Here is a 26,625-nt window from a genome sequence, read left to right on the forward strand (position 1 = left end):
AACGTTTTCCAGTACCGAAGAAGAGATGGCATACTTGCGGGCGGAGATTGAATACTTAAAAAAGCAGTATCCAAATCTACACAAGGAGTGACGAGTAAAGCTGCCCGATTTCAGATCATAGAGGATTTACGAGTACGCCACAGCCTTTCTTGGCTCTTAAAGTTAGCTGCGGTGTCTTGCTCGGGCTATTACAAGTGGAGAAAAAGCATACCAGCGGCAAAAGAACGTAGACACAAACAACATGAATTGGAGTCGCATATGCTTGCGATCCATCGGGCACATCCCTATTATGGTTATCTTCGAATGACGGTAGCTTTACGAAAAGAAGGCCTTAGAGTCAACCACAAAAAGGTGTATCGATTAATGAAACAATTAGGAATCTCTTCTGTCATTCGAAAGAAGCGTCGATTCTTTCGAAAACAAGCTTCTGTGGTGAATCCGAATCGACTTCAGCGCCAGTTCCAGACGGATACGCCATGTACTAAACTGGTCACAGACATCACCTATATTCGTGCTGGAGAACACTTTGTGTACCTGTCTGTCATTCAGGATTTATACAATAATGAGATCTTAGCTTGGCATCTATCTGAACGAAATGACCTGGCTTTGGTTCATGAAACGCTGGATAGACTCCGTCAGCACGCGGATCTGAGTGGCGTAATTCTGCACTCGGATCAAGGATTTCAATATACCTCGAAGCCTTTTAACCGTAAACTGGAACAGCTCTTTTACAACCAAAACCGATTTCAGAAAAAACTAAACGACCGTTCTCCGGTAGAATACCGGGAAACGGCCGCAGCTTAAATTTTGTCTTTTTTGTACTGTCTACTTGACAGGGTTATGACCAAAATAGCGACTTTTTTATTTTGTCGGTACAAGTTCTTTCAACGCTAGGAGGTATTTCCACTGGAACTGTAATCCCATTTGAAATAGATAAAACAAGTTCGTTAACAAGCACTTAGCAAAGAAAAGGGGAGGAAGATGAATGTGATTTTGGATTAAGGGAGGAGAAACATATGCAGATATTGTACTTTGTACTGATTTGTCACTGTTAGGCACAAACAAGAAAATGTTTCTATTGCAGAATAGGCGTAATCGTTATTTTGCCCTCTTTAATTTCATTAAGCTAACGGGCATGTTAGTTGAATAAATTGAGGAGAGGGAAGGTCAACGTGTCGGATATACAAAAATGAGTTGAATAGTAACGAGCCAAAATATAAAGCTTCTTTACATAATCATAAGTTCCGTCGGGAAAATATCCTTTTTTTCCACTAATCACTGCATTAGGACTTCTTAACTTAGAGATCATAGCATCATGAGGCAACGTAACCTGCTCCGCAGTTGATCTGGAGCCAACATTTCCGGTAGCAATGTCTTGCGTATAAGGGGCCTATTGCCGCCGGCGCTTGTGCCGATGTAATCATAGTATGATTCATGGTGAATTTTCCTCCTTTAATGAATATAGAATGATTGTCGTTTTTGTTTGCTTAATAAAGAACCCGCAGTAATAAGCTGCGGGTGCGAGATAGTATTAAAATCCGCTAATCGCGTCGTTATTGACCCGCTGGTGTGTAATTCTCGTCTAGAAATGATTGAACAGCTCGGAACGCTTGAACTCTATTTTTTTCGAGCAGTACCATATGAGTACCTTCTCCGATTTCCACCCAACGGCGATAAGCAGCTCCAGTTAAGGAAGTAAAGAAGTTTTGTGCCAAATCTAATGGTACATCGATATCCCACTCCGCATGAATGAGGAGTACGGGTACGGTGATATCTTTAGGTTCATAGAAGGCTTTGCCAACCGTCCAATATTCACGTATGTCTAGAATCGGCCCGTTGGTAGCGCGAATATGCTCAGGGTGTACGGTCTTGTTATTAGGATCGGAGGCCAGCGTTGCTTCAACCCATTTTTCAAACCAACCCTCAGGGAGCAAGCTGTCACGTTTTCCTTCAGGAGCAGCACTTAACCAGCGTTCTTTAGTAGTAGCTGCGGGCACAAGGCGATAAGAGCCAAGCGGGCCGCCTGTATCAATAGGGATTGGTTTGTTGCTCAGCCACTGAGGAGCAATAAGGGTTAACTTGTTCACTTTGTTATTATTACGGCTTGTATATGCCCCAGCCACCGTACCGCCCCAAGACATCCCAAGTACATTGACCTTCGATAGATTTCGATGCTTTAGGACGAAGTCTACGGCCGAGCCAAAGTCACGAACTCCGGTTTCTGTACGGACAAGCGGAGGATTCTGATCAGCAGGTTGCTCCATTTCTGGCGGTCTTGTGGATCCACCATAGCCACGAACATCTACTGCATAGACGTCATAACCGTGACTTGCGAGGTAATCAAGGAAGGTGAAACCGTCTAGCTCCACATCATATAGGCTGCCAATTGGATAAGTAGCACCGTGAACCATGACGATCGTTTTCTCATTAGAGAAGACAGTCATAGATGCAAGACGTTTATTAAGGACCGATAGCTCAATACCAGGCGTATCGCTAGCTATGTTAAAGTTCTCAGATACGATGGAGATAGATTTGTTGAATGTGTTGTTAGACATTATATTTTTCGCCTCTCTTCAATGTATTAGATAAAGCGCCAGTTGAAGCCGTCTTCGCTTCGGGTGACGTATCCCGCTGAACTCTCTGGGAAGTGCGTACTGAAATAGATAATTGGACGGTCGGCAACATATTCCAAAGCCCAGCGGCGTGAAATTCGGGCCTGACCGCCAAATTCACAGTACATAGAATTCCAGTCCGGTCGCATAACTTGGAATGGGTGATGCATGATATCGGCGCCGAACAAAGCTTCTTCACCACCCGATGAAAGACGAATAGACATTTGTCCGATACTGTGACCTGGAGTCGGAATGAATGTAAATATATCTAGTAACTTTCCGCCTTCTGGACCGATAGTTTCCGTCAAGCCTGCCTCAACGATCGGAAGTACACTCTCTTCATAAACATTGAAATTTGCTTCATTTTCTTTGTTATGGCTCGCTTCGCTGGAGTAATACTCTTGTTCTTTAATAGGGAATACGTACTTGGCATTGGGGAATGTAGGTACCCATTTGCCGTCAACTAGCCTCGTATTCCAACCGACGTGATCCACATGCAAATGAGTTAGTAACACGTAATCGACTTCTTCAGGAGTAACGCCTGCCTCTTGAAGTCGCTCGAGATAAGGTAGCTGCAGATTAGCAAGATCCGGATTTAGTGGCAGGTTTTTATCGTTACCTGTAGCCGTATCAATAAGAATCGTATGATGGGGTGTCTTCACGACCCAGGTGCCTATACTCACGATGAGTTGCGAATTTTCGTCAAGCAAGCCCTCAGGGAAGAATTGTTGGTTCTCTTCTAATACAGAGGGATCCCACGTACCTGGGAAATAAATTTCTGGTGGAACACCACTGATTACCATTTCGGTGACTCGGGTAACAGTAGTATCGCCTACGGTGTAAATCTTAGGTAGCTTAGTCATATAGCTCATCGCCCTCCTTCAAAATTTCGCTGGAAATGAAATTCTATATTTAAAAAGAATTATGTGTACATGTCCCGGGAACGTATTTGCACATCAGTCTTGTTAAAATCTTAATCCAATAATGTTCTTAAATCAACGTTTTTACACCGAAATTGAACCACCGTAAGAAAGCTTGCTATTGCTAGGTATTTTAATTATTATCAAATTATAAATTTCGCTGAGAGCGAAAAAATTCAAATGTGAAGGAGACATGAAAGATGAATTCTATAGGCGAGGTCATTAGAAATACCCGCAAAAAGCAGAAATTAACTCTTAAAGAAGTAGCAAAAGCAGGATCTATCTCAGTCTCTTTTCTCAGCGAAATTGAACGGAACAAAGCGAATCCGTCGATAAGTGTCCTAAAAAGGATTGCCAATGCGTTAAACGTGAATTTTACTGATCTATTTGGAGAGAAAGAACAAAGCATCGTTGTGAGAAAAGACGAACGTAAACCGTTGGTACATTCTGAAGGCTCACGTATTACATGGTATTCCCTTAGCGAAGGAAGTAAAAATAAGATGGGACCAATCTGGGGGGTGCTTGAAGAAGGTGCGACTTCTGGTGATGTTGGCGTAGGACACAGCGAAGGAGAGGAGTTTCTGTATGTCCATTCGGGCTGCCTGGAGTTCATGCTTGGGAATGATAGATATACGTTAGAAGAGGGGGATAGTATATATTTCGATGCCAAGACACCGCATAGCTATAAGAATGTATATAAAGGTGAGACCTTGGTGATTGCCGTGTCGACGCCTCCAACTTTTTAAGTCCAAACCGACAATGTCAAAATAGTAAGTCTGCTAAAAACACTTACATATTTTTACTTCAGCGTTGTTGGTTTTGTCATTAAATCAATTTATTCTCGAAAGGTAAAACGGGCTGGGAGGTTACTATTGTGTTGATAGGAAATGCACCTTTCTTCTGGTCAAGAGTCTTCTGCAAAAGGAAAATGAAATAAAAGAGTAAATCATTGCTAAGCTAACGGGAAACGATAGCATTGTAAAACAAAGTAAGCAACAGATCAACCACATTACTATTGGGGATACATGAGCAGAATGGCAAAGATATAGACACTTGGGAATGGAAAGGAATTTCAGAAATAAAAATGAACGAACAATGGATATTCCGATTACAGCCGCTGCCGCGAAGCAGCAGAAGAGAAGCAGGCCGAAGAGGTAGAAGTTCCAACGGAAGAAATGCAGACGGAGATTCAGAAAGTGATTCCGGAGTTTCTGAAGGTGCACGTACCGTTCAATGCTAAAGATGCTTTTTTGAAGAATTCAAAGCCGTATCTGACTGAAAACCTTTATAAAGCATTAGAGCAAGAACAGCGCCGCGTAACGCTAACGATCGTCAAAACTAAAATGACCAATGTAGAGCTGGAGCCGCAGAAGGAAGGATTCAGGGAACAATGGTGGAATGCAGATATCGAGGTAGAGAATACCGATCAGGAAGGCCAAACCAATATTAGTACGTTAGCTTATATCATTAAGGCCAAATTAGTGGATGGACAATGGAAGATTGATGATTTGGGTGTACGTTCAAGGGCGTGGAACCCATGAGGATATTGCGAAAGAAATCCATGTCGCTCGCGCCATCGACTACCGGGGGATCGAACGGGGAAAGGACTGTGAGTTCTCCAATACCCGTACCGGGCTGGAAGAACTGCTTCAGTGGATGAAGGAGCTTCAGCAGGAACACACCAAGAGTGACGTGCTCTTTGGCACCCGTGCTTGCCGCATGCGAGTGGTCACTTGATCGGTCAGTTCCAGAATAATGTTACATTAATTAAATCCAAACCCCCGAGTAAGCTGTCTATATAACAGGAGGTGAACGACAATGATCGATGCACAGCAACAAATCAACGCCGCACAAAACGGAGATCACGATGCCTTCGTTTCTCTTATAAAGGATCGAACGGATAAGCTGCACCGAGTGGCTCGCCATTATGTACGGGAGTCCAAAGATGCGGAGGATATCGTTCAGGATGCCCTGGTTAAGGCTTATGAGTCACTGCAAACGCTGCAGCAAGCCGAAGCGTTTGAGAGCTGGCTTACCAGAATTGTGGTGAACCGGGCGCTCAATCATTTGGAGAAATCCAAGCGTGTTCACCTGAGCGAAGACCCGCAGGCGCAAGAGCCATTGGTCGTTAATGATATCGATCAAACCCTGGATCTGGAGCGTGCATTGGCCAGTCTGAATCCGAAGCTGCGTCAGCTCCTTTTCTTAAAATATAAGAAGGACCTGACCCAGCAGCAAATCGCCCATCTCCTGGATATGCCATTAGGTACTGTAAAAACACAATTACGGAAGGGGCTGGAACATTTGCGCAACGAAATGGCTCAAGATTTTCTCGAACGAGACCTGGATACATTACGCCTGCAGTTAAGACAACAGGCAGAGCACCAGTTTGCCGTTTCACCGGATTATGATCTGATCGTCAATGACTATCAAGAGAACACCATGAGGGGAACACGGAAGGGAGAAGCGGGATTCTTATGGGTTAAAACGGGGAGTGATGACGCCGTTTCTGCCACGCTCTCCAGGGACGGCAACTTGCTAGACTATGCCATTTCCTGGGCCTCATTGGACAACGAGACACGGATATCTGAGGAGGAGCTCAAACAGCAGGCAGTGCAATTCCTGGAAGATCATTATCCCGGCGCACTGCGTGATTTTCCGTATTGTGAGATGGAGTGGATGGAAGGGATGTTTGGGTACACACGACAGCAGAAGGCGATGGGGCTGCCGCTTCCTGAGACTGGATGCCTGATTATGGTTCACCCCAGCGGTCGCGTGGTCGGATTTAGGTACTACGGAACCGTTCCAGGGCCAGCACTCCCAACCATGATCACACCAGAAGAGGAACAGATGGCGTGTCTGAAGGCGAATTTTTTGCTACATGTGGAATATTGCGTATTGGACAAAGCCGTGTACACGGATGGTGACGATCAGGTCCATCTTGTTTACGCCCCCCGAAGTAGAGGGCTAATCTATACTGCATCATCACAGGAGGAAGTTCCGACAGCCTATAGGGCAGAAGCTGTCCCCTCTGACCCAAGAACTCTGGACGAGTGGCCAGGTGAGTTCCCGCCCGCACGAAGCCTAGAAGAGTGGATTGGCGTAGACAACGACCAATTTCAGTTAGTACAAGACGACAATATTGGCTCGAACACCAAGTTGATGGTGTGGAAGCAACAGAATGAAGAGCGTCCAGCCAAGAATGACCGGTCTTGGAAGGCCTATTGGGCTGATCAGATGGAGGGAGCAGTCAAGGCGCGAGTAGACAGCCAATCCGGACAACTGATTGACTTTGTTTCGCATGGTAAGCCAGATCAACTAGCTCCATTAACCTGGGATCGAGACGCATGTATAGAAGTAGCTATGGACTATGTCCGAGGACTAGCAGCCGAAATGTTGCCGTATCTCAAGCTTCTAACTGAAGAGACCGACGACGAAGATCGTTTGGAAATCATTCGCTTTGGTGTATATGTTCAAGACGTATCTGTCAGGGATGAATGCTATCAACTAGCTGTTGACCGCTCTAATGGGAGGGTCAAAAGTTTGATGTCCCCCTCCATAAGGCCAGAACAGTTAAAGAAGCTGGAGACCGTGCCTTCATTTGATTACCAGACAGCCATCCTCCGATGGACGGCACAGGCCAAGCTGCGTCTGCAATGGGAACGGATGCACAATGCTCGGCCGGAAGAGGCCCCGTACGAACTAGTGTATCGAATGATTGGTAGCGAGCACGAGCGGACGCCCGAAGTGCTTGATGCGCATACGGGGAAGTTATACGAAAATACTTTTTACTGACAAACAAAAATATCTAGCCCGAAACTAAGGGCTGGAAGGCATTCATTTGCCATTATTTAGACAAAGGGCATAAATTCATGAATCTGGAGGATGCGAGAGTCGATCAAACCGGCATATTAATTGTGACCATTGAATTTTAAAAACGCCGAACTCGGAATATGAGTTCGGCGTTTTAGATAGATTATACGACGGAGGGGTGGGAGTTAAAGCTACAAACTCATGTCGAGGGACAAGAACTTGTACCGATTACCGTAATGGACAAGAACATCGTCCGATTGCCGATTAGATGTGTACTAAAATAAAAAGTACATAAGCCCTCATTAGTACCAAATAATTTTATATAAGAACATTCACATTAAAATATATTACTTATGTAACATTTCTCAAAGAAAGACTCTTAAATTATAGTTCTCTTTTTTGTCTCAGACTCTCAATAAAAACAGGTAGTTATCTGGATAAACTTAATTGAGCGAGTAAATGAAATAATAATTGCTTCTCGATCGTGTATGCGATATATTGCATATAAGAATAATTGTAATGAGGATGAAAACAATGCCAATACCTAAAGATTTTTCCTTACCAGTCCGTATGTCCGCAAAAGAAAGAGCGTTTTCTCAGATTCAGCGATGGATCATTGATGGAACACTGCAACCAGGTGAAAAGCTTATTGATGCGGAAATGGCTGAATCGCTTGGAGTCAGCCGGACACCGATTCGGGAGGCATTTCAGTTACTCGAAGTTCAAGGCCTCGTGTCCATGCATCCAGGAAAAGAAACAAAAGTAACGAATATTGAGAAAAACGATATTTTTAAGATGTATTCAACGATGGCTGCTCTTCAGGCCTTAGCTGCTGAAATCACCGCCCAAACTATTGTTCCAGAACAGATCGAGAAACTAAAATCCATAAATTTGGAATTCGCAAGTTCTATTAAAAATGGACAAGTTTATCAGGCTATGGAGGTGGATGAGCAATTTCATAATTATATTGTGGAGCTCTCAGATAATCCTTATGTAGCTACATTTAATACATCTCTTCAGATTCACATTAGGCGATTTAAATACGTATTTTTAAAACAACCTATTACGGCTACACTAGCTTCAGTTGAAGAACATGATCAGATTATTAAAGCTTTTGAAGGCAAAAATAGCAACGATGCCCATAATTTAATGAAACAAAATTTTATTCGACCGATGCAGGAACTGAACGAAATACTTTGAAATGAGGGAAGAAACATGGAAAATAAAAAAGATCTTCGCATTCGAAGCAAGGTAATCAGTGAAGGTGCTAACCGGGTACCGAACAGAGCGATGCTGCGTGCAGTTGGATTTCAAGATGAGGATTTTAAAAAGCCAATGATCGGAATAGCAAGTACGTGGAGTGAAGTAACACCGTGTAATATGCACATCAATGATTTAGCGGTGCAAGCTAAGCGGGGCGCACGTAATAACGGCGGTGCTCCACTAATTTTTAATACGATTACCGTTTCTGATGGGATCTCGATGGGGCATGGCGGGATGTTGTTCTCGCTACCAAGTCGGGAAGCTATAGCTGATTCGATTGAAATTGTGACCGGAGCCGAGCGTTTTGACGGCGTTGTTGCAATCGGTGGGTGTGACAAGAATACGCCTGCATGTTTGATGGCTATTGGACGGATGAATATTCCTTCTGTTTATGTATATGGAGGAACCATTCAACCTGGTAATCTCGACGGTAAAAAAGTGGATATCGTTTCAGCTTTTGAAGCCGTTGGGCAATATCAAGATGGGAAAATAACAGACGAACAATTGCATAAGGTCGAATGCAGTGTTTGTCCAGGTCCAGGGGCTTGTGGGGGGATGTATACCGCTAATACGATGGCCGCAGCTGCAGAAGCAATGGGTATGTGTTTGCCTGGTTCTTCTTCAACATCAGCTATCTCAGCGGATAAAGCATTGGAATGCGAAGCAGCCGGTAAGCAGGTCATCTCACTTCTTGAACAGGAAATCTACCCAAGAGACATTATGACGAAGAAAGCATTTGAGAATGCGATCACCGTTGTTATGGCTCTAGGGGGATCAACCAACGCATTTCTCCATCTGCTAGCTATTGCGCACTCCGTAGAAGTGGATTTAACCTTGGATGATTTTGAACGAATTCGCTTGCGTGTTCCTCATTTGGCAGATCTGAAGCCAAGTGGTCAGTATGTCATGCAGGATTTGAATGATATTGGTGGTGTTTCCGGGGTAATGAAGCTATTGCTCGCTGAGGGATTACTTCATGGGGATTGCCTCACCGTAACTGGTAAAACGTTGGCGGAGAATTTAGCGGAAGCTGCTCCACTTCAGAATGATCAAGAGATTATACGTCCACTCAATAATCCGCTTAAACCAAATGGACCACTGGTTGTGCTTCGAGGAAACCTAGCTCCTGAAGGCGCTGTTGCCAAAATGTCAGGCATGAAGATACAACAGTTTTCCGGACCGACAAAGGTGTACGATAGCGAAGATGAAGCGACAGAAGCGATCATGAATGATGAAATTCAAGAAGGGGACGTATTGGTCATACGCTATTGTGGACCGAAGGGTGGACCAGGTATGCCTGAGATGCTTTCCGTTACAGCACTCATTGTAGGAAAAGGTCTCGGGGGAAAAGTTGCTCTCATAACAGATGGTAGGTTCTCGGGTGGCTCGCATGGATTTGTAGTCGGCCATGTATCCCCTGAGGCACAAGTAGGTGGACCGATCTCTTTGCTCCAAAATGGAGATATTATCACCATTGATAGCGACATTCAGGAAATTAAGGTTGAAGTGCCAGAAGAAGAGTTGGCCGCTCGAGCGCAAGCTTGGGTACAACCGCCACTGAAAGTGAAATCCGGTGTACTTGCCAAATATGCTAAATTAGTTTCCTCTGCTTCAAGAGGTGCAGTAACAGATTTGATGGAATAGACAATTAAACATGTTGCTACATATAAAATGGGAGGGGAGAAGCTACTACAACGAATGCATGAAGCGCGCTAAACAACAAAACGCCAGCTTTAGAGATCAAGAATGTCGCAAGAAAAAGATGAAGAATTTAGTTTCATCATTTGAAAATGAAGTGCACCCCCTAGAATAGACATTGGAAAAACCCCTGAGTTTAGCCGATGAAATTCTAGGGGGTGTATTTTTGCTTGTACCGTTTCTCGACTTTCATTAATTGGGGGTTCGCTACGAATAGCAGGCAGGTTCCGGCTAGTGCAGGAATGTTTGTCGAGGGACAAGAACATGGTCCGATTACCGATTAGGCGTATATCTAATCGTTATTTGGCCCGTAAATTTATTAAACTAACGGGCAGGATAGTTTAGTGAAGGTGGAGAATAACCTCTGGGAGAAGTCGATAACTAAGCAAGGTAAAGGGGAGATCAAAGTTGAAACGAATGCCTTTTGAACGACCAACGGAGCATTATGACGAACGGATTTCTAAAATTGACGAGCAAATTTGTGAGATGTTGAAACTTCGGAAGCAGCTTTCACACAACAATCCTGGTTTCCCGCCATTTGAATATATCTCTGAATGGGCTGAAACTTTTGAACTTTACGAGGATTTTCTGAAAGTCGTTTTTGGAACATTGAGAAGTGAAGAGCATTATAAACCAATGGTTGATCCATCGGATTTCAGAAAACATATACCCGTATTAAAATCAGTCGAAAAAGGGAATTTCTTTTATACTTTAAATTCAATAAAGCAATATAATAATGCAAGTGTAGTGACTTTTAATATTGATTGGGATGAGACTGAGGTACCCTCATTTACTAATAATCACCACCATTTTGAATTGCAAATTGGAGATGAATATGATTGCCGAATGCTAAAAGGTGGTGGTCATTCAGGTCATGCTTTTACTAATTATGTAGTATCACCGCCATTACCTGATAAAACTCCAGGACTTGAGTTAACGTTTATAGAATATTTTAAGCCATTCAGTGAAAAAGAGACGGGAACAAAGATTGTCTTTAGTCTTGAATAGCTTAAACAAGCGAATGACATAAAGTCGCCAACCAAGAAACCCCTTATAAAACAAGGGGTTTCTTGGTTTTTGGTAGGGAACTTTGTGTCAATTTTTAGTGACACAAAGTTCCCTACTAGGCAGGAATTTGACACAAAGTTCCCCACTGGCCTGGAGAAGAGAAAAAGTTGGAGATCAATTCTACTTACTGAGTAGGATAATGTTCAGTAGGAGTATTTATTGTTAGATCATTCACAATAATTTGATTCAAAATTTAATTTTTTCTGTCACAATGCAGACTCATTTTGAGTATCATCGATAAACAATTTATCACATCTATAGAACTGACCTGATATCATAATTTAGACTCCATTCCGATATGGTATTACCTTAATTGAGGTACTATAACTATACTGAAGAAGGTTTAAACTGACATACAGGATCAAATTGAGCAAGTATGTCGACGTATAACTGTTGCTAAAATGATTGTAAACAATAAGCTCATAAATGAACTTTTTTATTGGTCCCAATAACAATCTGGTCGCGGGACAAGAACGTTGTTCCAATGCCGCAGGATGATTGACAAATAGGCCATCTTGGACTGGCCATAAGGTAAATAGATGATATCTGTCAGAAGAGCGAGACCAGGGATTCTTTTCTTGAAGTCCCTCTATAAAAGGATGTGTAAAATTCGATGCTCCTGAGCCGCCTTAGCCATTCGTTTGAATGGTTTGGGTTTCAGATGAGGACAGACCAAACCGAATTTCTTCATCAATCCACGATTTCGTTTGAGATTAAACACGATACTAAACTTGTTATGGAGTGTGATTTTGATGGAACGTGAAGCTTTCGGCGATGAAAGGCTTTCTTCGCCGATTTGAAGACATCTTCATCGCGCTGAGCCTTCTCTAAGAGTACCATCTGCTGCTTGAAGATAACGATATAGCCAGATCTGGAGACCCCTAATAGCTCACAAAATTGTCGGGTCATCCGGTTCAGACCTTCGCCTATAGCTTGTTGAATGAATTCAAATCTTGATTTGCATAATACTAGGATCACAAATTCTATCTATAACCTTGAAATATATGGTATTATTGTACTGGGAATTAGAAGGGGTGTAGGTCTAATGGGCTATATTATTTTTCTGCTGATTATTGCTTCAGTTTTTGTGTTGTCTACATTAATTCTCATCTTGTCGAGAAAACAAAAGACTATCGTTGTATTTGATAAGGAGAACTACGAACTAAGAGATGTTACATTAGCTGATATTGATAGGATGGAAGACGGCTCCGGATTTGAAATGTACTTATACAGATTATTAATCGAACTAGGCTATTCCGGTGTCTATAAGACTATAGGTAGTCGTGACTTTGGAGCCGACGTAGTATTTACTGATCCGGATGGAGTTAGAAATGTTATTCAAGCCAAAAGATACTCGGTAGAAAATCCGGTGGGGATTAGCGCTGTTCAAGAAGTCTTCTCTTGTATGAGATACTATAAGGCTAAAAAAGCGGTTGTCATCGCAACAACCAGATTCACAGATTCATGCGAAACGCTGGCCGGTATCAATTACGTGAAATTAATTGATCGTACGGAATTATCTAGCATTATAGAGGCCTTCAGAGCTGGTGATACCTTTGCAGCTCGTAAAATAATTGAAGCGGAACCCAGAAGGATACTTGAATCCTGGTCAGAGGCAATTTCAACTGAGCTGCATGAGGTTCGTAAGGATTACAAGGCAGAGAAGTATGTAAAAAAGCAATGAGTAAATGAGATTTTATTTTGAAAAGAAGAGGAGGAAGGAAGTTGGGAAGATTTATTGCGTTTAAATTAAATAAAGGTGACTCATTCTATTTAGAAACAAGAGTACATAACAAAAAGAAATCGGTACTAGTAGATGGTGGAGACGGAGAACATGTTAGTGAACACTTTAAAAGCACAGTAGGTGAAAACAAAAAAATAAATGTTGTTGTATGTACTCACAAAGACAGTGACCATGCAAAGGGAATAATGGAAATCTTAGCAAGCGTTAAATGTGATGAGGTTTGGTTACCGGCAGAATGGGGGGATTTAGTAAGTGCGTTCATCAGAATTAATCTACCAGAGTTTTATGAGTCCATCATTTCACTTTTGAAAAACTATGAGACTACAAGGGAAGAAGAAGAAAGATTTGAAGCTGAGGGAATTAATACTTATGAACGTGAGAATGAAGATGAAAAGATAATTGATATATATAATTTTCTGAGGGAAATAGTATCACTCTCAAATTACGGTACACGAAGGGGTATAGATGGGCTTCAAAAAAAAGATCTAGGATTGTTGTATTCAAGAATGACATATAATAAATTGGCTTACGCAGGTAATTACCACACAGTATTGTCAAAAGAAATGAATGAAAGATTGACTGATATTTTAGGACATTATGACATCATAAAAAATATTGCTAATTTAGCATTAGAAAAGGGAGTAAAGATCCGCTGGTTTGTTTACCATAAGAATGCTCCCCTTAAAATAAGTGCTGATGATCCCTTAATCCCACTAAATTCAAAAGAAGTACTAAAAATGAGACCTTTAAATGCAGTGCAAGTTCTGTTGGAATTGGTCATGCAATTTGTCATAAGTGAAGTGAATCAAAAAAGCCTGGTCTTTAGTTCTCGTTGGAACAACAAAAAATATCCACCTGTTTTATTCACCGCAGATTCGAATTTAGAAGGGAGAGAAGTACTTAAGGCAAAATTTAGAGATGGTATGATCATTACTACACCACACCATGGCTCTTTTAATAATACACCGGCATTTAAAAAGATTAGATGTAGAATTAAATTTAATAAGATTGTAAAAACAACATGGGTAAGAGGTCACAATAAAGTTAGATTAGATGATTGGTACTTGAAAGGCATATTAGCTATTAAAGGTTCAACAAGAAGATATTGCACCAAGTGCGAGACTAACCACATTCAATTTAGATCAAAAAAAGGACAATGGAAGCAGGTTCATCGTAAACGTACAGGAGATATATGTAATTGTACCTAGTAACACCAGGAATCAGGGTTGATAAGTTTAACTGATGTTAGGAGGAAATCTAATTGCGTAAAGAAATAATATACATTAGCTCACTTGGCCATAATGATATTAAAAATGAGTTTCAAAAGGTGCTGGCTGCAAGGAAATATGCCTGTTTTTATTCTTGGGATTTAAGCGATTTTTTGGGGGATGTCACGAGGGAATCTTTCCTATTAGCTATGCCTTTCAATGGGAAGATACATTGGTTTCTTTTAAGAGAGCTGGTAAAACATAATGATAGAATTGATTTAGAAGTTATAGATAAATGTGTTCTTAGTGGAAGCCCTGTCACTATTAAAATCACTTTACATTTGAATGAAAAGCGTCAACTCGATAACGTAAATTATAACTTTTCTAGAGATGTAGACAGAAATAACAGCAATTTAAAGATTATTGAAGATATAAGAAGAAAAAGCATGGGTGGGTATATATTTTCATTACATAATGAGAATGCATTCACACTTACACCTGGGAAGCAGTAATCATTATGACATTTTAACCATGGTTGGTGCCTGCCGCTGGGAGTGATTTTTCTGATCTGTAGGCTTGAGAATTAATCCTCCAGGTTATGTGATTCATGTGAAGTTCGAATAAATAGAGACACAGCTTACACTCTTATCTGTATGTGGTGTAAAAGGTGTCTCTATTCCTAAATGTCTTATTTATCATTTTTCTCGCTGTGCTCTTTTAATATCTTATATAACTTTTTTATAGAACCTTCACCTAGGTTTCTTATACGGCAGAGTTGATTAAAGTTTAATTCTAGAATTTGTTCAACCGTATTGATATCCCTTCGCTTAAGGCTATTGAATATCCTTGCTTCTACTTTTGGATTAACAAGCACTTCAATAGTTTCTTCAACAGTGTAGTCAATTTTTAAAATCTCTTTGAGTTTCTTTTCCGGATGATGTTCTAAATCCGTGAAAGAACCTTTCATTTCTAACCGTTCAATTCTTCTCATTTCCATTTCTTTTTTCCAGCGTGAGCTTTTACACCTAGCACACCCGTCATCACGAACTCTGATCCTTACTGGATTAAACTCTTCGTGGCCAAAATTACATATCCACCATGCTCTACGATGAGAATCTGCAGTTACATCGTTCGGTGAGACCCTTTTACTTTTCTTTGTATCCCACTCTGCTGCTATGTGACTATGAGAAATGTCCAGAGAAGTTTTAGGTTGTACTGTCAAAGTACGTTCACTCTCCTAGTATTTTAAATCATTGATCAAGTGCCGATATTAATTATTATATCGAATGTAAGGCAAGTAAACTATTAGAATAGTGTGGTAGGTAAATGAAACGGATTACAAGTGAGAACTATTATAATGCTGATGAACCTTTTAATTTTTTCGGTTACAGAGATCCTCTGACAGGTGAATATCAAAAAATTACGGAGACCTATCTGATTGAGTCTATTGATGAGCTCAAGCATAGTGAACTCATTACTCCAGAAATCAAAGAAATGATTGAAGTATCTAAAGCTCTCTTTGCTTACGGTTATTTGTACTGGAGCTTTCTGACACTATCAATGGATCAAGCGTTTAAAGCGTTTGAGGCAACGATTTCCCATGTTCATGAAAAGATATACGGATCAAATTACACTGGAACCACTCGTTTGCAGCTCTCTTCTATGATAGATAGATTGTCAAAGAGAAATGTGATTGATCAAGAAAAGAAGTCTAGATATCACAATCTAAGAAAAATCAGAAATATAAACGCTCACCCCTCTTTTCAAACGCAACTTGGATTGCCTGCCTATGATGTATTGAAGGATATATGTACAGAGATAGATTTCTTGTTTCATGCTTTACATAATCAGGGCAAGTGAAAAATAGATTTCTTGAATAATCGTTATGGGAAAATTTGATGCGAACGCGTCCCAAACATACTAGCAAGATTCATAAATAGGGGAAGCAGAGGGGATAAACGAATATGGAATCAAAGGGAATACCCGGAGAAAGGGACGTGGGTGGGCTATCTCTATGCTCGCTGCAACCTTTACCCTAACGGTCATCGTGCAGGCTTATCCAGCCGTTCACGCATCGGCGGCATCGGCTACGATGGTCTCCCAAGGAGGGTTCACACAGGATCAACTCGACGGATTGGCGTATCTGAATGAGATTCGGGCGAAGGTAGGCGTTGGCCCCTTGGAGCTTGACGCGAGATTGTCTCAGGCGTCTCAAGCATACGCGGCATATTACAATACCACTCAGTTCAAAGGAAGGACGGCCCATGAGGAGGGGCCGGGCACACCAGGATTTACGGGAGTGACAGCAGGAAACCGGGGAAAGGCAGCTGGATGGCCAAATAAATCGGTAGCTGAAGTCATGTCTTTTAATAATGCAACAACACGCCAAGCGATCGATGCCTGGCTAAGCACTGCTTATCATCGAAAGATTATATTGGATAAGCAGTACACATCGGTCGGCATTGGATTACAGAATGGTACTGCTGTCATGAACCCAGCCTTCATGAAGTTACAGAAGGATAGTACGGAAGCCAGAGTATATCCGTACGACGGAATGAAAGAAGCGGACGTTGGTTTCTACGGATTCGAGAAGCCGAATCCTCTTGTCCGCTTTGGTGTTGAACACTCGGGTGGCATCATCTCCGCTTCAGCTGGCTTCGACATCGATTCGTTCGAAGCTAGCATCTTGGATTCGCAAGGACAAGATGTTCCGTATTACAGTGAAATGCAAGGTAATACGATGTTCTTGTATCCTAAGGATGTACTGGACGGCTACAGCGTCTATACGGTGAAGTTTGATTATACGCTGTATAAGGAGGCAGCATCGACAACATAGGTAAGGGAGAATTTGGTACTTGCTCCGAATGAGATGGAGATACTGTCAATTGTTATCTTTGGACGGTATGTATGGAATTAGCTCGATCTGGTTGAAGATATTCCCGGAATAACCAGATACATAGAAGCGAATTATTCAGCGATTAAGCAATGCACCAGAGACCATAGAGCGAGCTATGGTAATGCTAACGAGGGAAAGTTCTTTGCGATTTATAGCATTCCTGATTGTGAGAAGACCGTTCTGGGAGTAGCCGTGAGGTGTGGAGTAGCTCTGCCTTAACTGGTACGCCTCAAAGAGTTAATAAATTTCATACAGGAGTGATTGGATGGAAACTACTAATACTAATAATATACGCAGATATAATTTCGAGAATATTGAAAACACACATAGAAATTCCTCATCTTTTTCTCTCTTACACTATGCCTTTATGTACCGTAATTTTGACAAAGTATTAGAAATTGTAAATGAGGACAATCTTAATGAACAGCTCATATGCGAAGGTAAAGCGGGTTATGAGTGGATTACTCCGGCAGTTTGTGCCAAATGGAACGAGAATTACATAAGAGCCTATGATGATAAGCACAATAAAAAGTTATATGGGCTGCTTAAAAAATCCGAATCTTTTGAGAAAGTGAAAGATCAACGTTTCTTACTTGAATATACTGAAACAATCGCAGCTGATAGAAATGTTTTTGACATCTTTTTTGAAGGAAATCAGCCTATTCTTGATGTGAGATATTATGAAAAACAGGAGCTTTCCTCCAAGCAAGTAGAGAAAAATGGAATGTCCCTGGTTATTGATGAAGTAGGGACCGGGAAGACTGTTACTGCACTTTATTCAATAGTAAATACCATTCAAAATGCGATAAACCAGAATAAGTATGCTTATATACTTGTGGTTTGTCCTTATAATAAACGCACCGACTGGCAGGATGACATTAGACGCCAGCTAGGAAGATATGCACACATTGTTGAACAAGGTGATCATGGTCGCATTTACTATAATCATTTAAAAGACGCTTTTTTCCGTGAGAAGGAACATGTGATTATAATAACGGGGCAAGCTCAATCAAAAAAAGATAAAGATGGCACAAACTCAGCGCTTAAAGGCTCTCTTGAGCAGGTCTCTATTTCAGAAAAAGATATTGAAAGATGGGATTTGGTAGTCATTGACGAAGGTCATATATCCTTTGATAATTACCGTTCTCTCCGTTCAGATCAAGTGATGATGCTTACGGCTACTCCCATTGTAGTGAAGTCATCTTCAGCCAGAGGTTTTGAGGATTATATTGAATTAATGAACACAATTACTGGGAAGTGGAATCATACCCTTGTTATGAATCCGATTGAGAATACAAATCCTACTGCAGATGATATATTTGTGGGTCTATTCAGGGAAGATTTGGGATTAAGAGCAGCAGAACGAATCATACGATTTGAATATTGTAAGAGAGTGGAGAAAAGGCATGAGTTGTTTGATCGAATTGTAGAACAATCTGGATTCCTAGCTGCCTTGCAATACGATCAGGATGATACATATTTATTGAGAAAAGCCAGAGATAACTTTGGGGATGATAGTTTTGATAGTCACCGTAACCACAAGCTGGACAAACTTCTGGAGATTGTCACACACAACAATAACACTAATTCATACATTATTTTCTGTGAGCATACAGAAGTAGTTAAAAATGTGTATGATCGATTGACAGATGAAGTAAATGCGATAATCACTATGAAGCATGGTTCCCATCAAGAAGCGGTTGGCATGGAGGACTCAGGCAAGGAACAATTTATAAACGGGATTAAGCTGAATCTGCGTCAAAAAAACAGAGTAATCTTTGTGACTACAGGTAAGACAGGGGGTACGGGCCTTAATCTGGGTGAATTTGATGGTATTATTCATTATGAATTACCTTTTACCAGCATTGAACTAGAGCAACGTTTTGGACGTGTTGACAGAATGGATACGAATAACCGTAAAGAAAAAGAGATGATATTTTTACTGAATGAATCATCTTCTATTCATGATTTTGATAATAATCGGATGCTATATTATTGTACAACCAAAATTGATTTTACCTGTCAGTATACACCAATAAGGAATACTGTATTATTTTATCCGGAATTTATAAAAAGGAGCTTTGAAAATTTCAAATCGTATCTGATTAATCTTAAGGAAAATACGCTTCTCAACAATAACAATGAGGCAATATACAATGACGTAACAGCAAGAAGAAGAACAATAAGCAGAAGAAATGAATGGACAGCGATTTTAGGGGCTGCACAATCAGAGTCAGGCAACAAAAAAATTCATGAAAAAATCATAGACGTTCTTAATAGCCCAATGGATGAACGGATTGCTGGCGAAGATTTCTTCAAGCTCTTAAGGGAGTATCATGGCGCTTATAAACAGAGTCCGTACAGTATTCCGGAGTATGAAGCAGAGAAAAGGAATTTTGATGAAAATATAAAAATCATTCAAAATGTGCTTGTTGTTATAGGAAAAGAGAGTGCTAGGGACAGTGATGTTTTTGTCGCATTGCAAGAGAGCCAAGAGGACGGGGAACACACGGATTCCTCCAGTAAGTATCGATCTCTAGAGAAAATTGCAAAAGAGGATGCTGATAGGGAATCTCATGTGCTCATTGAATCCAAGATAAACCAACTTATAAATTTGATAGAGAATCTTAACGAGGACACTTTAATTGCAGACGGTATTTTTTATTATAACAAGGACAAACAAATAGAGCGCAGAGAGGTGAGAGACTTCCGTGGATATAACAGCTCAAGGGATTAACGAGGCATTAGCCAGAGGGGAACATAACGCTCCCAAATATATGCGGGAAGAGATCCAAGCTGCTAATCAATATCTGAAGAACGAGCGATTAGATAAGCCCGCATGGCTTGATGATTTTTTAACGAATAACCAATATAAAATGCGTGAAACCATCATTCGGTCATCTAATGGCAAGGGTATCGCGTCATTGGATGGATACAACGAAGGATACTTTAATGAAATTATTCAAAATGCGAATGACATCGATACTGCCGATGAGATGTATATAAATGTTAGTAAAGAGGGAGATGTCTACTCAATTGAATGTAAGTATGCGGATCAGGGTTTTTCCGTCTCCAATATCTATGCGTTTCTAAACAGAGAAATGTCTGATAAAACCCATGATAAAGGTCAGAGCGGAAAGTTTGGCATAGGCATCAAATCCTTTTTTACATTTGTGGATAGTCTTACAATCGACAGCAATGTAGTGATGACGTTCAACATTATCAGTGATAATAACGGTGAGTTGGATATAGAAAGCGATGTGAAGCGCAATGATCATTGGCGCCAAGGCACTACTAAATTGACGTTACAGTTCAATGGGAATAAGGAAACCAGCTTCAATACAGCAAAGCTAAGAAAGCTGATTGATTTTTTATGTGGTGGTTTTCATCTGAATCCAGAACTTCTTTTTCATAATGAGGATCATTCGAGCGTTATATTTGATTTGCGTTCACTGTTGTTTACGGATGGTGTGAGGAGTAAGACACATGCTATTAAGAAGATCCATTTCAAAGGTTCAAAAAAAGAAAACTCCCTTACTTTGGAGTGTAACGATGATGGAAGCCAAGAAGAATATACAACAGGTTGGATTACCAAAAAATCCGCAGTTTCTTTGTCTATTGATGGCATTCCTGCAATAGAAAATAAGTATTTATTATTTAGAACAGGAGATATTGTGTTCGCATACCCTTTGAATGCAGATGAGCTTTCTAAGAGAAACAGATTTTACACCACATTTTTTATTAAATCTGATGGCGAGGAAGCAATTTATCCATCAGGTGCGCTTATTAATACAAGATTCTCCAATATGCACAGAACGGATCTCGGACACAGTTTTTTAGAGATAGAGAATGCTGTACAAACTATAAAAAAAGAACAAATGAAACTTTACAAGTTTATGTGCAGTGCTGAAATTGAAAATAGTGCCCACAGATATGAGATTAGCGATATCTTTCATGGTCTTTTATATGTCTACAGGAACGTTGAAGTTAATGAACATACGGAGAGTCTGCTTTCTATACCTGATATGGACACACAATACTTACCAAAGTTCATGGATTCGCATGAATTCAAGGGGAAACTGGTGGTGAAGTTAAAAGCAGTTGAAGAATATCAACGGCGTACCCCATTTGAAGACGAAAGCATTATTACAAGACTCACGGATACATTTAGTTCAGTTGCAGGTAAAAATGAGATTGTTAAGTATGACGATCTTATCAGTAACGATAATTGTCTGAGCGGGGTAAAACGTATTTATAGTTACCTGTATGAAGCAACAGAAGGTTCGAATAAGCTGTATCTGAGAAATATTCTCTGTGCATTTACTGGTGCGGCAGAATTGATTGCCTATAGAATAACGGGTTTAAGGAGTGAGGATGGAGAGAATATCCAAGTAGAAGAAAATGAGATTGATGCCTGGTTACTTGCACATGAGGAGGCGGAGTGGGAACTGCTGCTCAAGCTTATCGGGCGATATAAATTAAACCCCAATGTAAGCTACACTGGAGAGATCAGCGGTGCTGCGATAGTTCCGTTTATATTCAACGATAAATTACAACAATCAGGTCCAGAGGGACCCTTCTCAAAGAGACAAACCCAAGAATATGAACTAAAGTATAGCAGTATGAAAACTGAGTTGCTTGCTATGAGGGGAATCGATTCAGGGAATTCAGGAAATACATTCAATATTAGATATAAGGGATCTTATTACAGTGCCTGGGACGGGGTATATCATTATTTTTCTTTACACTTTCCTAATATATCTACCCTGAATTCCAAGAATCTAATGCTGTTTGTTGAGCTTTTAAAAAATGGCAGTTTAAATGAGAAAATAGGTTATAGGTCCAATCAGTATCTTATACCAGATATCTTATTGTGTGAGAAGAACAGGATCGATTTAAGGTATAGAGAAAAGGGCCTGATTTCAAACATCATTCATGAACAACAATTAATAAATTTAAGCTTTCTGCGAAATATAGAAGTTACCACTTTTGACGAATTTAAGTATTATAGAGAAGCATTTGATAACATTGATTTTTCAAAAGAAATGCGTAAAAACAATGTGAAATGCAGGATAGAAAATATTACTGTCAAGGAGTTATCCACTGAAGTTCTCCCATGGTTTGGAAACTTGCCTTATGATATTTCCTATTATTTTAGAATTGCGTCAATTGCAGATCATCCAGATATTAATCACAGTGAAAAGTTAAAGTTCATTGAACGGATTACAGGTCTCAAATTGTACATTTCTAAATTTAATAGCGGCAGTAAAAAACATGTTATTGGATATTTGGGCGGTCAAAATTTTAAAATGAAAAGAAGTGCTGACGAAAAGTTGACTTCAGTCGGTCAGTATGATGAGGACTCCAATAAGGTTTATATTTGCTACGACAATATTAATGACGAAAGTAAAGTAATCAGTGAAGTGTTAGTGGATTTGGGCTTTGACTCTGCAATCATAGTAATTTTTAATGCGTACATTAGCAGTGAAAATAATGACAAAGTGCTCGGATATAACGACTATGCAAAAGCTGTAACATCTTCGGCTGCTCCTTTGAAGTTAAATTGGAGACACAGTAATAATTTTGACTTTCCGGCAGACCGGAGCTTTTTGTATGAGGATTTGTACAGGCTACTAACTTCAAGGGGGTCTTATGATAAATTTTGTCCGGTGTGTGGAAAAGTCCCTTCTGAAGATGAGCATAGAAATAATAACGACAAGAAAAGACAAGATAGAAAATTGATACTGTTTGATAACAAATGTGAAGAAAACAAATGCAACCTGCCGTTTATACTCACTGTTGCCTGCAGTGCCTGTTTCAATAAATTAAAAAACACTCTAAGCAGGGCAGAATTGATTAAAGAATGCGATGGCACTTATTACTTGAAATTCTCAACGGAGATGGGTCATGGGCAGCATGAAAAAAGCTCGTCTGAGCAAAAAATAGAGCTTTCGCCTCTAAATATAGAGATTATCAATAAATACCAACTTGAATTCAATAGAGCGTAAAGGAGCCACCATGATCCAATTCGCTCTAATTTCCGACATCCACCTTGATTTTTGGCTGAAGCACAGGGACCCTACATCAGCGGATAATCTGTGGGAAATTAAGCTGTTTGCGGAGAGCCTGCTCCCCCGGAAGATCTGGGGCACCGCTACAAGCAAAACTATGAGCTACTGTGTGCACTCAAACGCTACTATACTCATATTCTGCTAGTTGCGGGCAATCATGACTATTATTTGGTGAACAGCAGGAACGCTACAAGCTGTAGACCTCGATATACTGTTGGGTGGAGATGAAGGCGTTAGGCAGCAGCAGTATCGAAGGGGTTCACTTTCTAGAAGGAGACAGCTTCGAATGGGATGGCGTGCGATATGGAAGAAACGGGATGTGGTATGACTTCGCCTACGGTATTCAGGTTATTGGGCATAGTCTTTCGTATATGCTGAACATCTGGGCGAATCAAATGAATGATCGCAACTACACGATTGGTTCACCGTGCCGTCCGCTGGAATTCTTTTTGGGAGCTTGGATATGAACATGACTAAGCGCTAAGTGAAAATGTCTACCAATGTTATAAAACAGCAGGATACAGCCTCACCACTGAATAGATAGTGCTACGGAAGGTGCACATCGGTCAAAAGAATTTGTGTGTCCTTAAGCAGTTTGAAGACATCAAGGCTATTGACGGAGTTTAATGACTTGGGAGTCTTACACCTTAATTTTGGAGAATGGCGCGATATACGAGACAGTCGCTATATTGAAAGAACTGGTTCATCATGAATATGAGGATGTGTAGAAGAATGAAATTATTTATTATTGGTAATGGATTTGATCAAGGGCATCGTTTGCCGACAAGCTATTGGAGCTTCCGAGAATTTTTAAAAGTCAAATATCCTGAATTCCTTTACGATTTTGAGAGTCATTATGAAATTTACCCAAGATATGATGATGACGCGAAGAAAGCCATGCTATGGAATGACTTAGAAACCAATCTTGCTAATATTGATACAATTGAAATCATTGAGAACGCTGTGCAAATGGATATGGGGCTTGAGAGCGGAGATTTCGGCATCAAAGACACCTTAGACCAATATTTTGAAGAAGAATACAAGTACATTGAGCGGTTGGCCGCATATTTAAAAGAATGGGTTGCTACTATTGATCTCAAAGGTGTGCAACAGAAAACATCATTTAATCTTTCATTTGAAAACGCATTGTACTTGACTTTCAACTATACAGCTGTATTGGAAGAAGTCTATGAAATTGACGATATAGACATTGTACACATCCATGGGTCATTGAATAATGGTCCATTCGGTGATGACCCGATATTGGGGCATGGTAATATTACAAGAATGGAAGAGATCCAAGAACAAGCAGGTGAAGCAGAAGAGAAGTTTGATGAAAAACTGTTGAGCATCTGTGGGGCAATTCAACGTTATTACGAGGAGACCTACAAGAACATAAAAGACTATATGTACAAACTGGATAGATTACGAGGGAAATGTATCGATGAAATTATCTCTATCGGTCATTCTATCGCCGGTGTGGATCTTCCTTATTTCAGCAGTATAGATGAGCTTTCACAGAAGCAGGCTAAGTGGATAGTTTATTATTATTGGGAAGGTGAGAAGCAAGCTATGTATAATAGTTTGCTTGAATGTGGAATCGACCCTGATCGGATTGAAATGAGACAATCAAACGAGTTCTACGATTTGTAATCTAGCTGAGGGTGAACAAAAGGATTAAACTCCGTCGCATATACTATACTTTTTAATTTTTTATTCTTTTCCTGCATAACCCCGCAATGCTTGTCGTAGGACCAGAACATGGTACTATTGCAGATTTGATAAATATCTAATCAATCGACATGTTTCAAGTAAGTACATCTTCTTCATTAATCAAACACATTAGCTTATGAAATTATGGCGCTTTGGAATGATTTATAACCATTAATCAATCAGTCTGATCGTTCTTGAAAGAAGTAAAAGCTTGACGTGTACCACATTACCATTTTCACTGCAGCTGTTGGTTAAGTTGAAGAACTAATCTCAAATTAGTCCATAAACTGGGATTTCAATGATACAATATTCAAGTAAAATAATATTGATTAGTGATAAAAGAGGCAATGACATACAAGTTAACGGGAGGGCTAAGAACTAGAATGGGTTAAATATTTTTATAATATGGGGTGAAATGATTTTGCATTTAAAAGAAGATGTACAAAATAATACTGTTGCATGCTCAGAATGTTTCTGCGATCATGGGTTACAGTTAACCGCTATAAACATCGGTATTGAAGATAATGAAATATGTCCTAACTGTAAATCAACAGATGGGAAAAAATTGAGTTTAAACCAATTAGAAGAAGTAGCATACCATTTTTTTGTGTATGGGTCATTTATTTTTTGTGATTATGGAGCTTTTCCTGAAATACAGTTTAATAATTATCAGGAAACATCAATCACCATCAACGATAACCTCAAAAAAGATATAAGAATTTTCGAAGAAAGTCTTGGTATTGGATTTTTTTATTATGGCCCAAGGGCATGGATGTATGGAGACATTGAGCCGTTAAACGATTTGCTGGATCCTGATAAACGTAATAAAGTCATAAAGCGTATAATACAAGAATATCCAAATGTCACAATAACGCAAAATGATTCTCCGCTCTACAGAATTAGAAAAGGAGAGAATCTTACTAATAATTCAAAGTATTTTGATAGTCCACCAGATCAATTCTTAGGAAGCGGACGTTTAGACTCAAAAGGTTTTCCAGTCTTGTATACTTCACCTGATTTAGAGTTATGCATACATGAAATGCGTGCGGCATTAGAAGATGAATTATATGTTGCAACACTGATTCCAGAAGGATCTTTAAACTTTTTGGACCTATCAATTATACTGAAAGAAAACGAAAGTTTTACTGATTTCGAGAGTTTGGATATTGCAGTGAATATGCTTTTTCTTGCTGGGAAACATGCATATGAGATTACTCATGAAATCAGTTTAGCAGCAAAAAATGCTGGATTTGACGGCATAGTATATCCATCATATTTCAGTAATGCTCGCAAAGGGTTAATGCCACATCAAGCATTAGTGTATGGAATATCTAATAGACGAATACCTCAATTTCAATCAATAGAACACTCTAAGGTGGCACAAAATATAGCAATCTTTGGGCGACCAATACTCGAAGGAAAAGTAAAAGTTCATAGTATAAATAAATTGATGCTGACAAAGGTTAGTTACAACTACCTTCTTGGAGCAGTAAATGAAGAAGAGTAGAGAACCGGTACTGGCAGTTATGACTAAAAGAACGTTTCACTCAGAAGAGTGGAAACATTAAATGAACTTCTAAATATTACTGTACTTCACTAACAATCGTTATTATCATTTG

General features: G+C 40.1%; 21 protein-coding genes. 18 read left to right on the forward strand and 3 right to left on the reverse strand.

Features of this window, described 5'->3' with window-relative positions:
* Nucleotides 1-87: 87 nt before the first annotated feature.
* A complete protein-coding gene (locus tag MKZ13_RS16990) occupies nucleotides 88-804 on the forward strand; it encodes an IS3 family transposase (protein WP_339176887.1) in 717 nt (238 codons plus the stop codon).
* A gap of 749 nt (nucleotides 805-1,553) precedes the next feature.
* Here MKZ13_RS16990 and MKZ13_RS16995 read toward each other — a convergent pair.
* Nucleotides 1,554-2,555 (reverse strand): alpha/beta hydrolase, encoded by a 1,002-nt coding sequence (locus tag MKZ13_RS16995; RefSeq protein ID WP_339176889.1) that lies wholly within the window; start codon nucleotides 2,553-2,555, stop codon nucleotides 1,554-1,556.
* A gap of 26 nt (nucleotides 2,556-2,581) precedes the next feature.
* Complete coding sequence (locus MKZ13_RS17000) at nucleotides 2,582-3,475, reverse strand: MBL fold metallo-hydrolase (RefSeq protein WP_339176890.1); 894 nt, start codon at nucleotides 3,473-3,475, stop codon at nucleotides 2,582-2,584.
* A gap of 257 nt (nucleotides 3,476-3,732) precedes the next feature.
* Between MKZ13_RS17000 and MKZ13_RS17005 the strand changes: the two genes are divergently transcribed.
* The 10 genes from MKZ13_RS17005 to MKZ13_RS17050 all read left to right on the forward strand — a co-directional run bounded on the left by MKZ13_RS17005 (nucleotide 3,733) and on the right by MKZ13_RS17050 (nucleotide 14,838).
* Nucleotides 3,733-4,278: an XRE family transcriptional regulator gene (locus MKZ13_RS17005; protein ID WP_221821473.1), complete on the forward strand. Its 546-nt coding sequence runs from the start codon at nucleotides 3,733-3,735 to the stop codon at nucleotides 4,276-4,278.
* A gap of 429 nt (nucleotides 4,279-4,707) precedes the next feature.
* On the forward strand, nucleotides 4,708-5,073 hold the full coding sequence (locus tag MKZ13_RS17010; RefSeq protein ID WP_339176892.1) for a hypothetical protein: 366 nt from the start codon (nucleotides 4,708-4,710) through the stop codon (nucleotides 5,071-5,073).
* On the forward strand, nucleotides 5,045-5,269 hold the full coding sequence (locus MKZ13_RS17015; protein ID WP_339176893.1) for a hypothetical protein: 225 nt from the start codon (nucleotides 5,045-5,047) through the stop codon (nucleotides 5,267-5,269). The genes MKZ13_RS17010 and MKZ13_RS17015 overlap by 29 nt, the downstream gene beginning before the upstream one ends.
* An 81-nt stretch (nucleotides 5,270-5,350) precedes the next feature.
* Nucleotides 5,351-7,327, forward strand: coding sequence for a sigma-70 family RNA polymerase sigma factor (locus MKZ13_RS17020; protein ID WP_221821475.1), 1,977 nt, complete (start codon nucleotides 5,351-5,353; stop codon nucleotides 7,325-7,327).
* A gap of 552 nt (nucleotides 7,328-7,879) precedes the next feature.
* Nucleotides 7,880-8,545, forward strand: a complete 666-nt coding sequence (locus MKZ13_RS17025; protein WP_339185408.1) for a GntR family transcriptional regulator — start codon at nucleotides 7,880-7,882, stop codon at nucleotides 8,543-8,545.
* A 15-nt stretch (nucleotides 8,546-8,560) separates the two neighbouring features.
* Nucleotides 8,561-10,252 carry a dihydroxy-acid dehydratase gene (gene ilvD, locus MKZ13_RS17030; protein ID WP_017688240.1) on the forward strand — a complete coding sequence of 564 codons (1,692 nt, stop codon included), beginning with the start codon at nucleotides 8,561-8,563 and terminating at the stop codon, nucleotides 10,250-10,252.
* A 471-nt stretch (nucleotides 10,253-10,723) separates the two neighbouring features.
* A complete protein-coding gene (locus MKZ13_RS17035; protein WP_339185409.1) occupies nucleotides 10,724-11,314 on the forward strand; it encodes a hypothetical protein in 591 nt (196 codons plus the stop codon).
* Between the two features lie 1,105 nt (nucleotides 11,315-12,419).
* On the forward strand, nucleotides 12,420-13,058 hold the full coding sequence (locus MKZ13_RS17040) for a restriction endonuclease (RefSeq protein WP_339176894.1): 639 nt from the start codon (nucleotides 12,420-12,422) through the stop codon (nucleotides 13,056-13,058).
* Between the two features lie 41 nt (nucleotides 13,059-13,099).
* The gene (locus MKZ13_RS17045) at nucleotides 13,100-14,326 is read left to right on the forward strand and encodes an MBL fold metallo-hydrolase (RefSeq protein WP_339176895.1); all 1,227 of its coding nucleotides are present in this window, start codon (nucleotides 13,100-13,102) and stop codon (nucleotides 14,324-14,326) included.
* Nucleotides 14,327-14,379: 53 nt separating this feature from the next.
* Nucleotides 14,380-14,838 carry a hypothetical protein gene (locus MKZ13_RS17050; protein WP_339176896.1) on the forward strand — a complete coding sequence of 153 codons (459 nt, stop codon included), beginning with the start codon at nucleotides 14,380-14,382 and terminating at the stop codon, nucleotides 14,836-14,838.
* Nucleotides 14,839-15,014: 176 nt separating this feature from the next.
* On the opposite strand, the gene MKZ13_RS17055 is transcribed toward MKZ13_RS17050, so the two are convergent.
* Nucleotides 15,015-15,548, reverse strand: a complete 534-nt coding sequence (locus MKZ13_RS17055) for a zinc-ribbon domain-containing protein (RefSeq protein ID WP_339176897.1) — start codon at nucleotides 15,546-15,548, stop codon at nucleotides 15,015-15,017.
* Between the two features lie 104 nt (nucleotides 15,549-15,652).
* On the opposite strand from MKZ13_RS17055, the gene MKZ13_RS17060 reads away from it, so the two are divergent.
* The 7 genes from MKZ13_RS17060 to MKZ13_RS17090 all read left to right on the forward strand — a co-directional run bounded on the left by MKZ13_RS17060 (nucleotide 15,653) and on the right by MKZ13_RS17090 (nucleotide 26,513).
* Nucleotides 15,653-16,186 (forward strand): hypothetical protein, encoded by a 534-nt coding sequence (locus MKZ13_RS17060; protein ID WP_339176899.1) that lies wholly within the window; start codon nucleotides 15,653-15,655, stop codon nucleotides 16,184-16,186.
* 154 nt (nucleotides 16,187-16,340) lie between these two features.
* Nucleotides 16,341-17,162 (forward strand): CAP domain-containing protein, encoded by an 822-nt coding sequence (locus tag MKZ13_RS17065; protein ID WP_339176900.1) that lies wholly within the window; start codon nucleotides 16,341-16,343, stop codon nucleotides 17,160-17,162.
* Nucleotides 17,163-17,487: 325 nt separating this feature from the next.
* Entirely contained in the window at nucleotides 17,488-19,959 is a 2,472-nt protein-coding gene (locus MKZ13_RS17070) for a DEAD/DEAH box helicase family protein (protein ID WP_339176901.1), read from the forward strand.
* A complete protein-coding gene (locus tag MKZ13_RS17075; protein WP_339176903.1) occupies nucleotides 19,934-23,230 on the forward strand; it encodes a hypothetical protein in 3,297 nt (1,098 codons plus the stop codon). The genes MKZ13_RS17070 and MKZ13_RS17075 overlap by 26 nt, the downstream gene beginning before the upstream one ends.
* A gap of 281 nt (nucleotides 23,231-23,511) precedes the next feature.
* Nucleotides 23,512-23,760 carry a hypothetical protein gene (locus tag MKZ13_RS17080; RefSeq protein ID WP_339176904.1) on the forward strand — a complete coding sequence of 83 codons (249 nt, stop codon included), beginning with the start codon at nucleotides 23,512-23,514 and terminating at the stop codon, nucleotides 23,758-23,760.
* 265 nt (nucleotides 23,761-24,025) lie between these two features.
* A complete protein-coding gene (locus MKZ13_RS17085) occupies nucleotides 24,026-24,946 on the forward strand; it encodes a bacteriophage abortive infection AbiH family protein (protein ID WP_339176905.1) in 921 nt (306 codons plus the stop codon).
* 481 nt (nucleotides 24,947-25,427) lie between these two features.
* Entirely contained in the window at nucleotides 25,428-26,513 is a 1,086-nt protein-coding gene (locus tag MKZ13_RS17090; protein ID WP_339176906.1) for an RES family NAD+ phosphorylase, read from the forward strand.
* The last annotated feature ends 112 nt before the right edge of the window (nucleotides 26,514-26,625 follow it).

It is taken from the genome of Paenibacillus sp. FSL R5-0701 (assembly GCF_037973995.1).
GTDB lineage: Bacteria > Bacillota > Bacilli > Paenibacillales > Paenibacillaceae > Paenibacillus.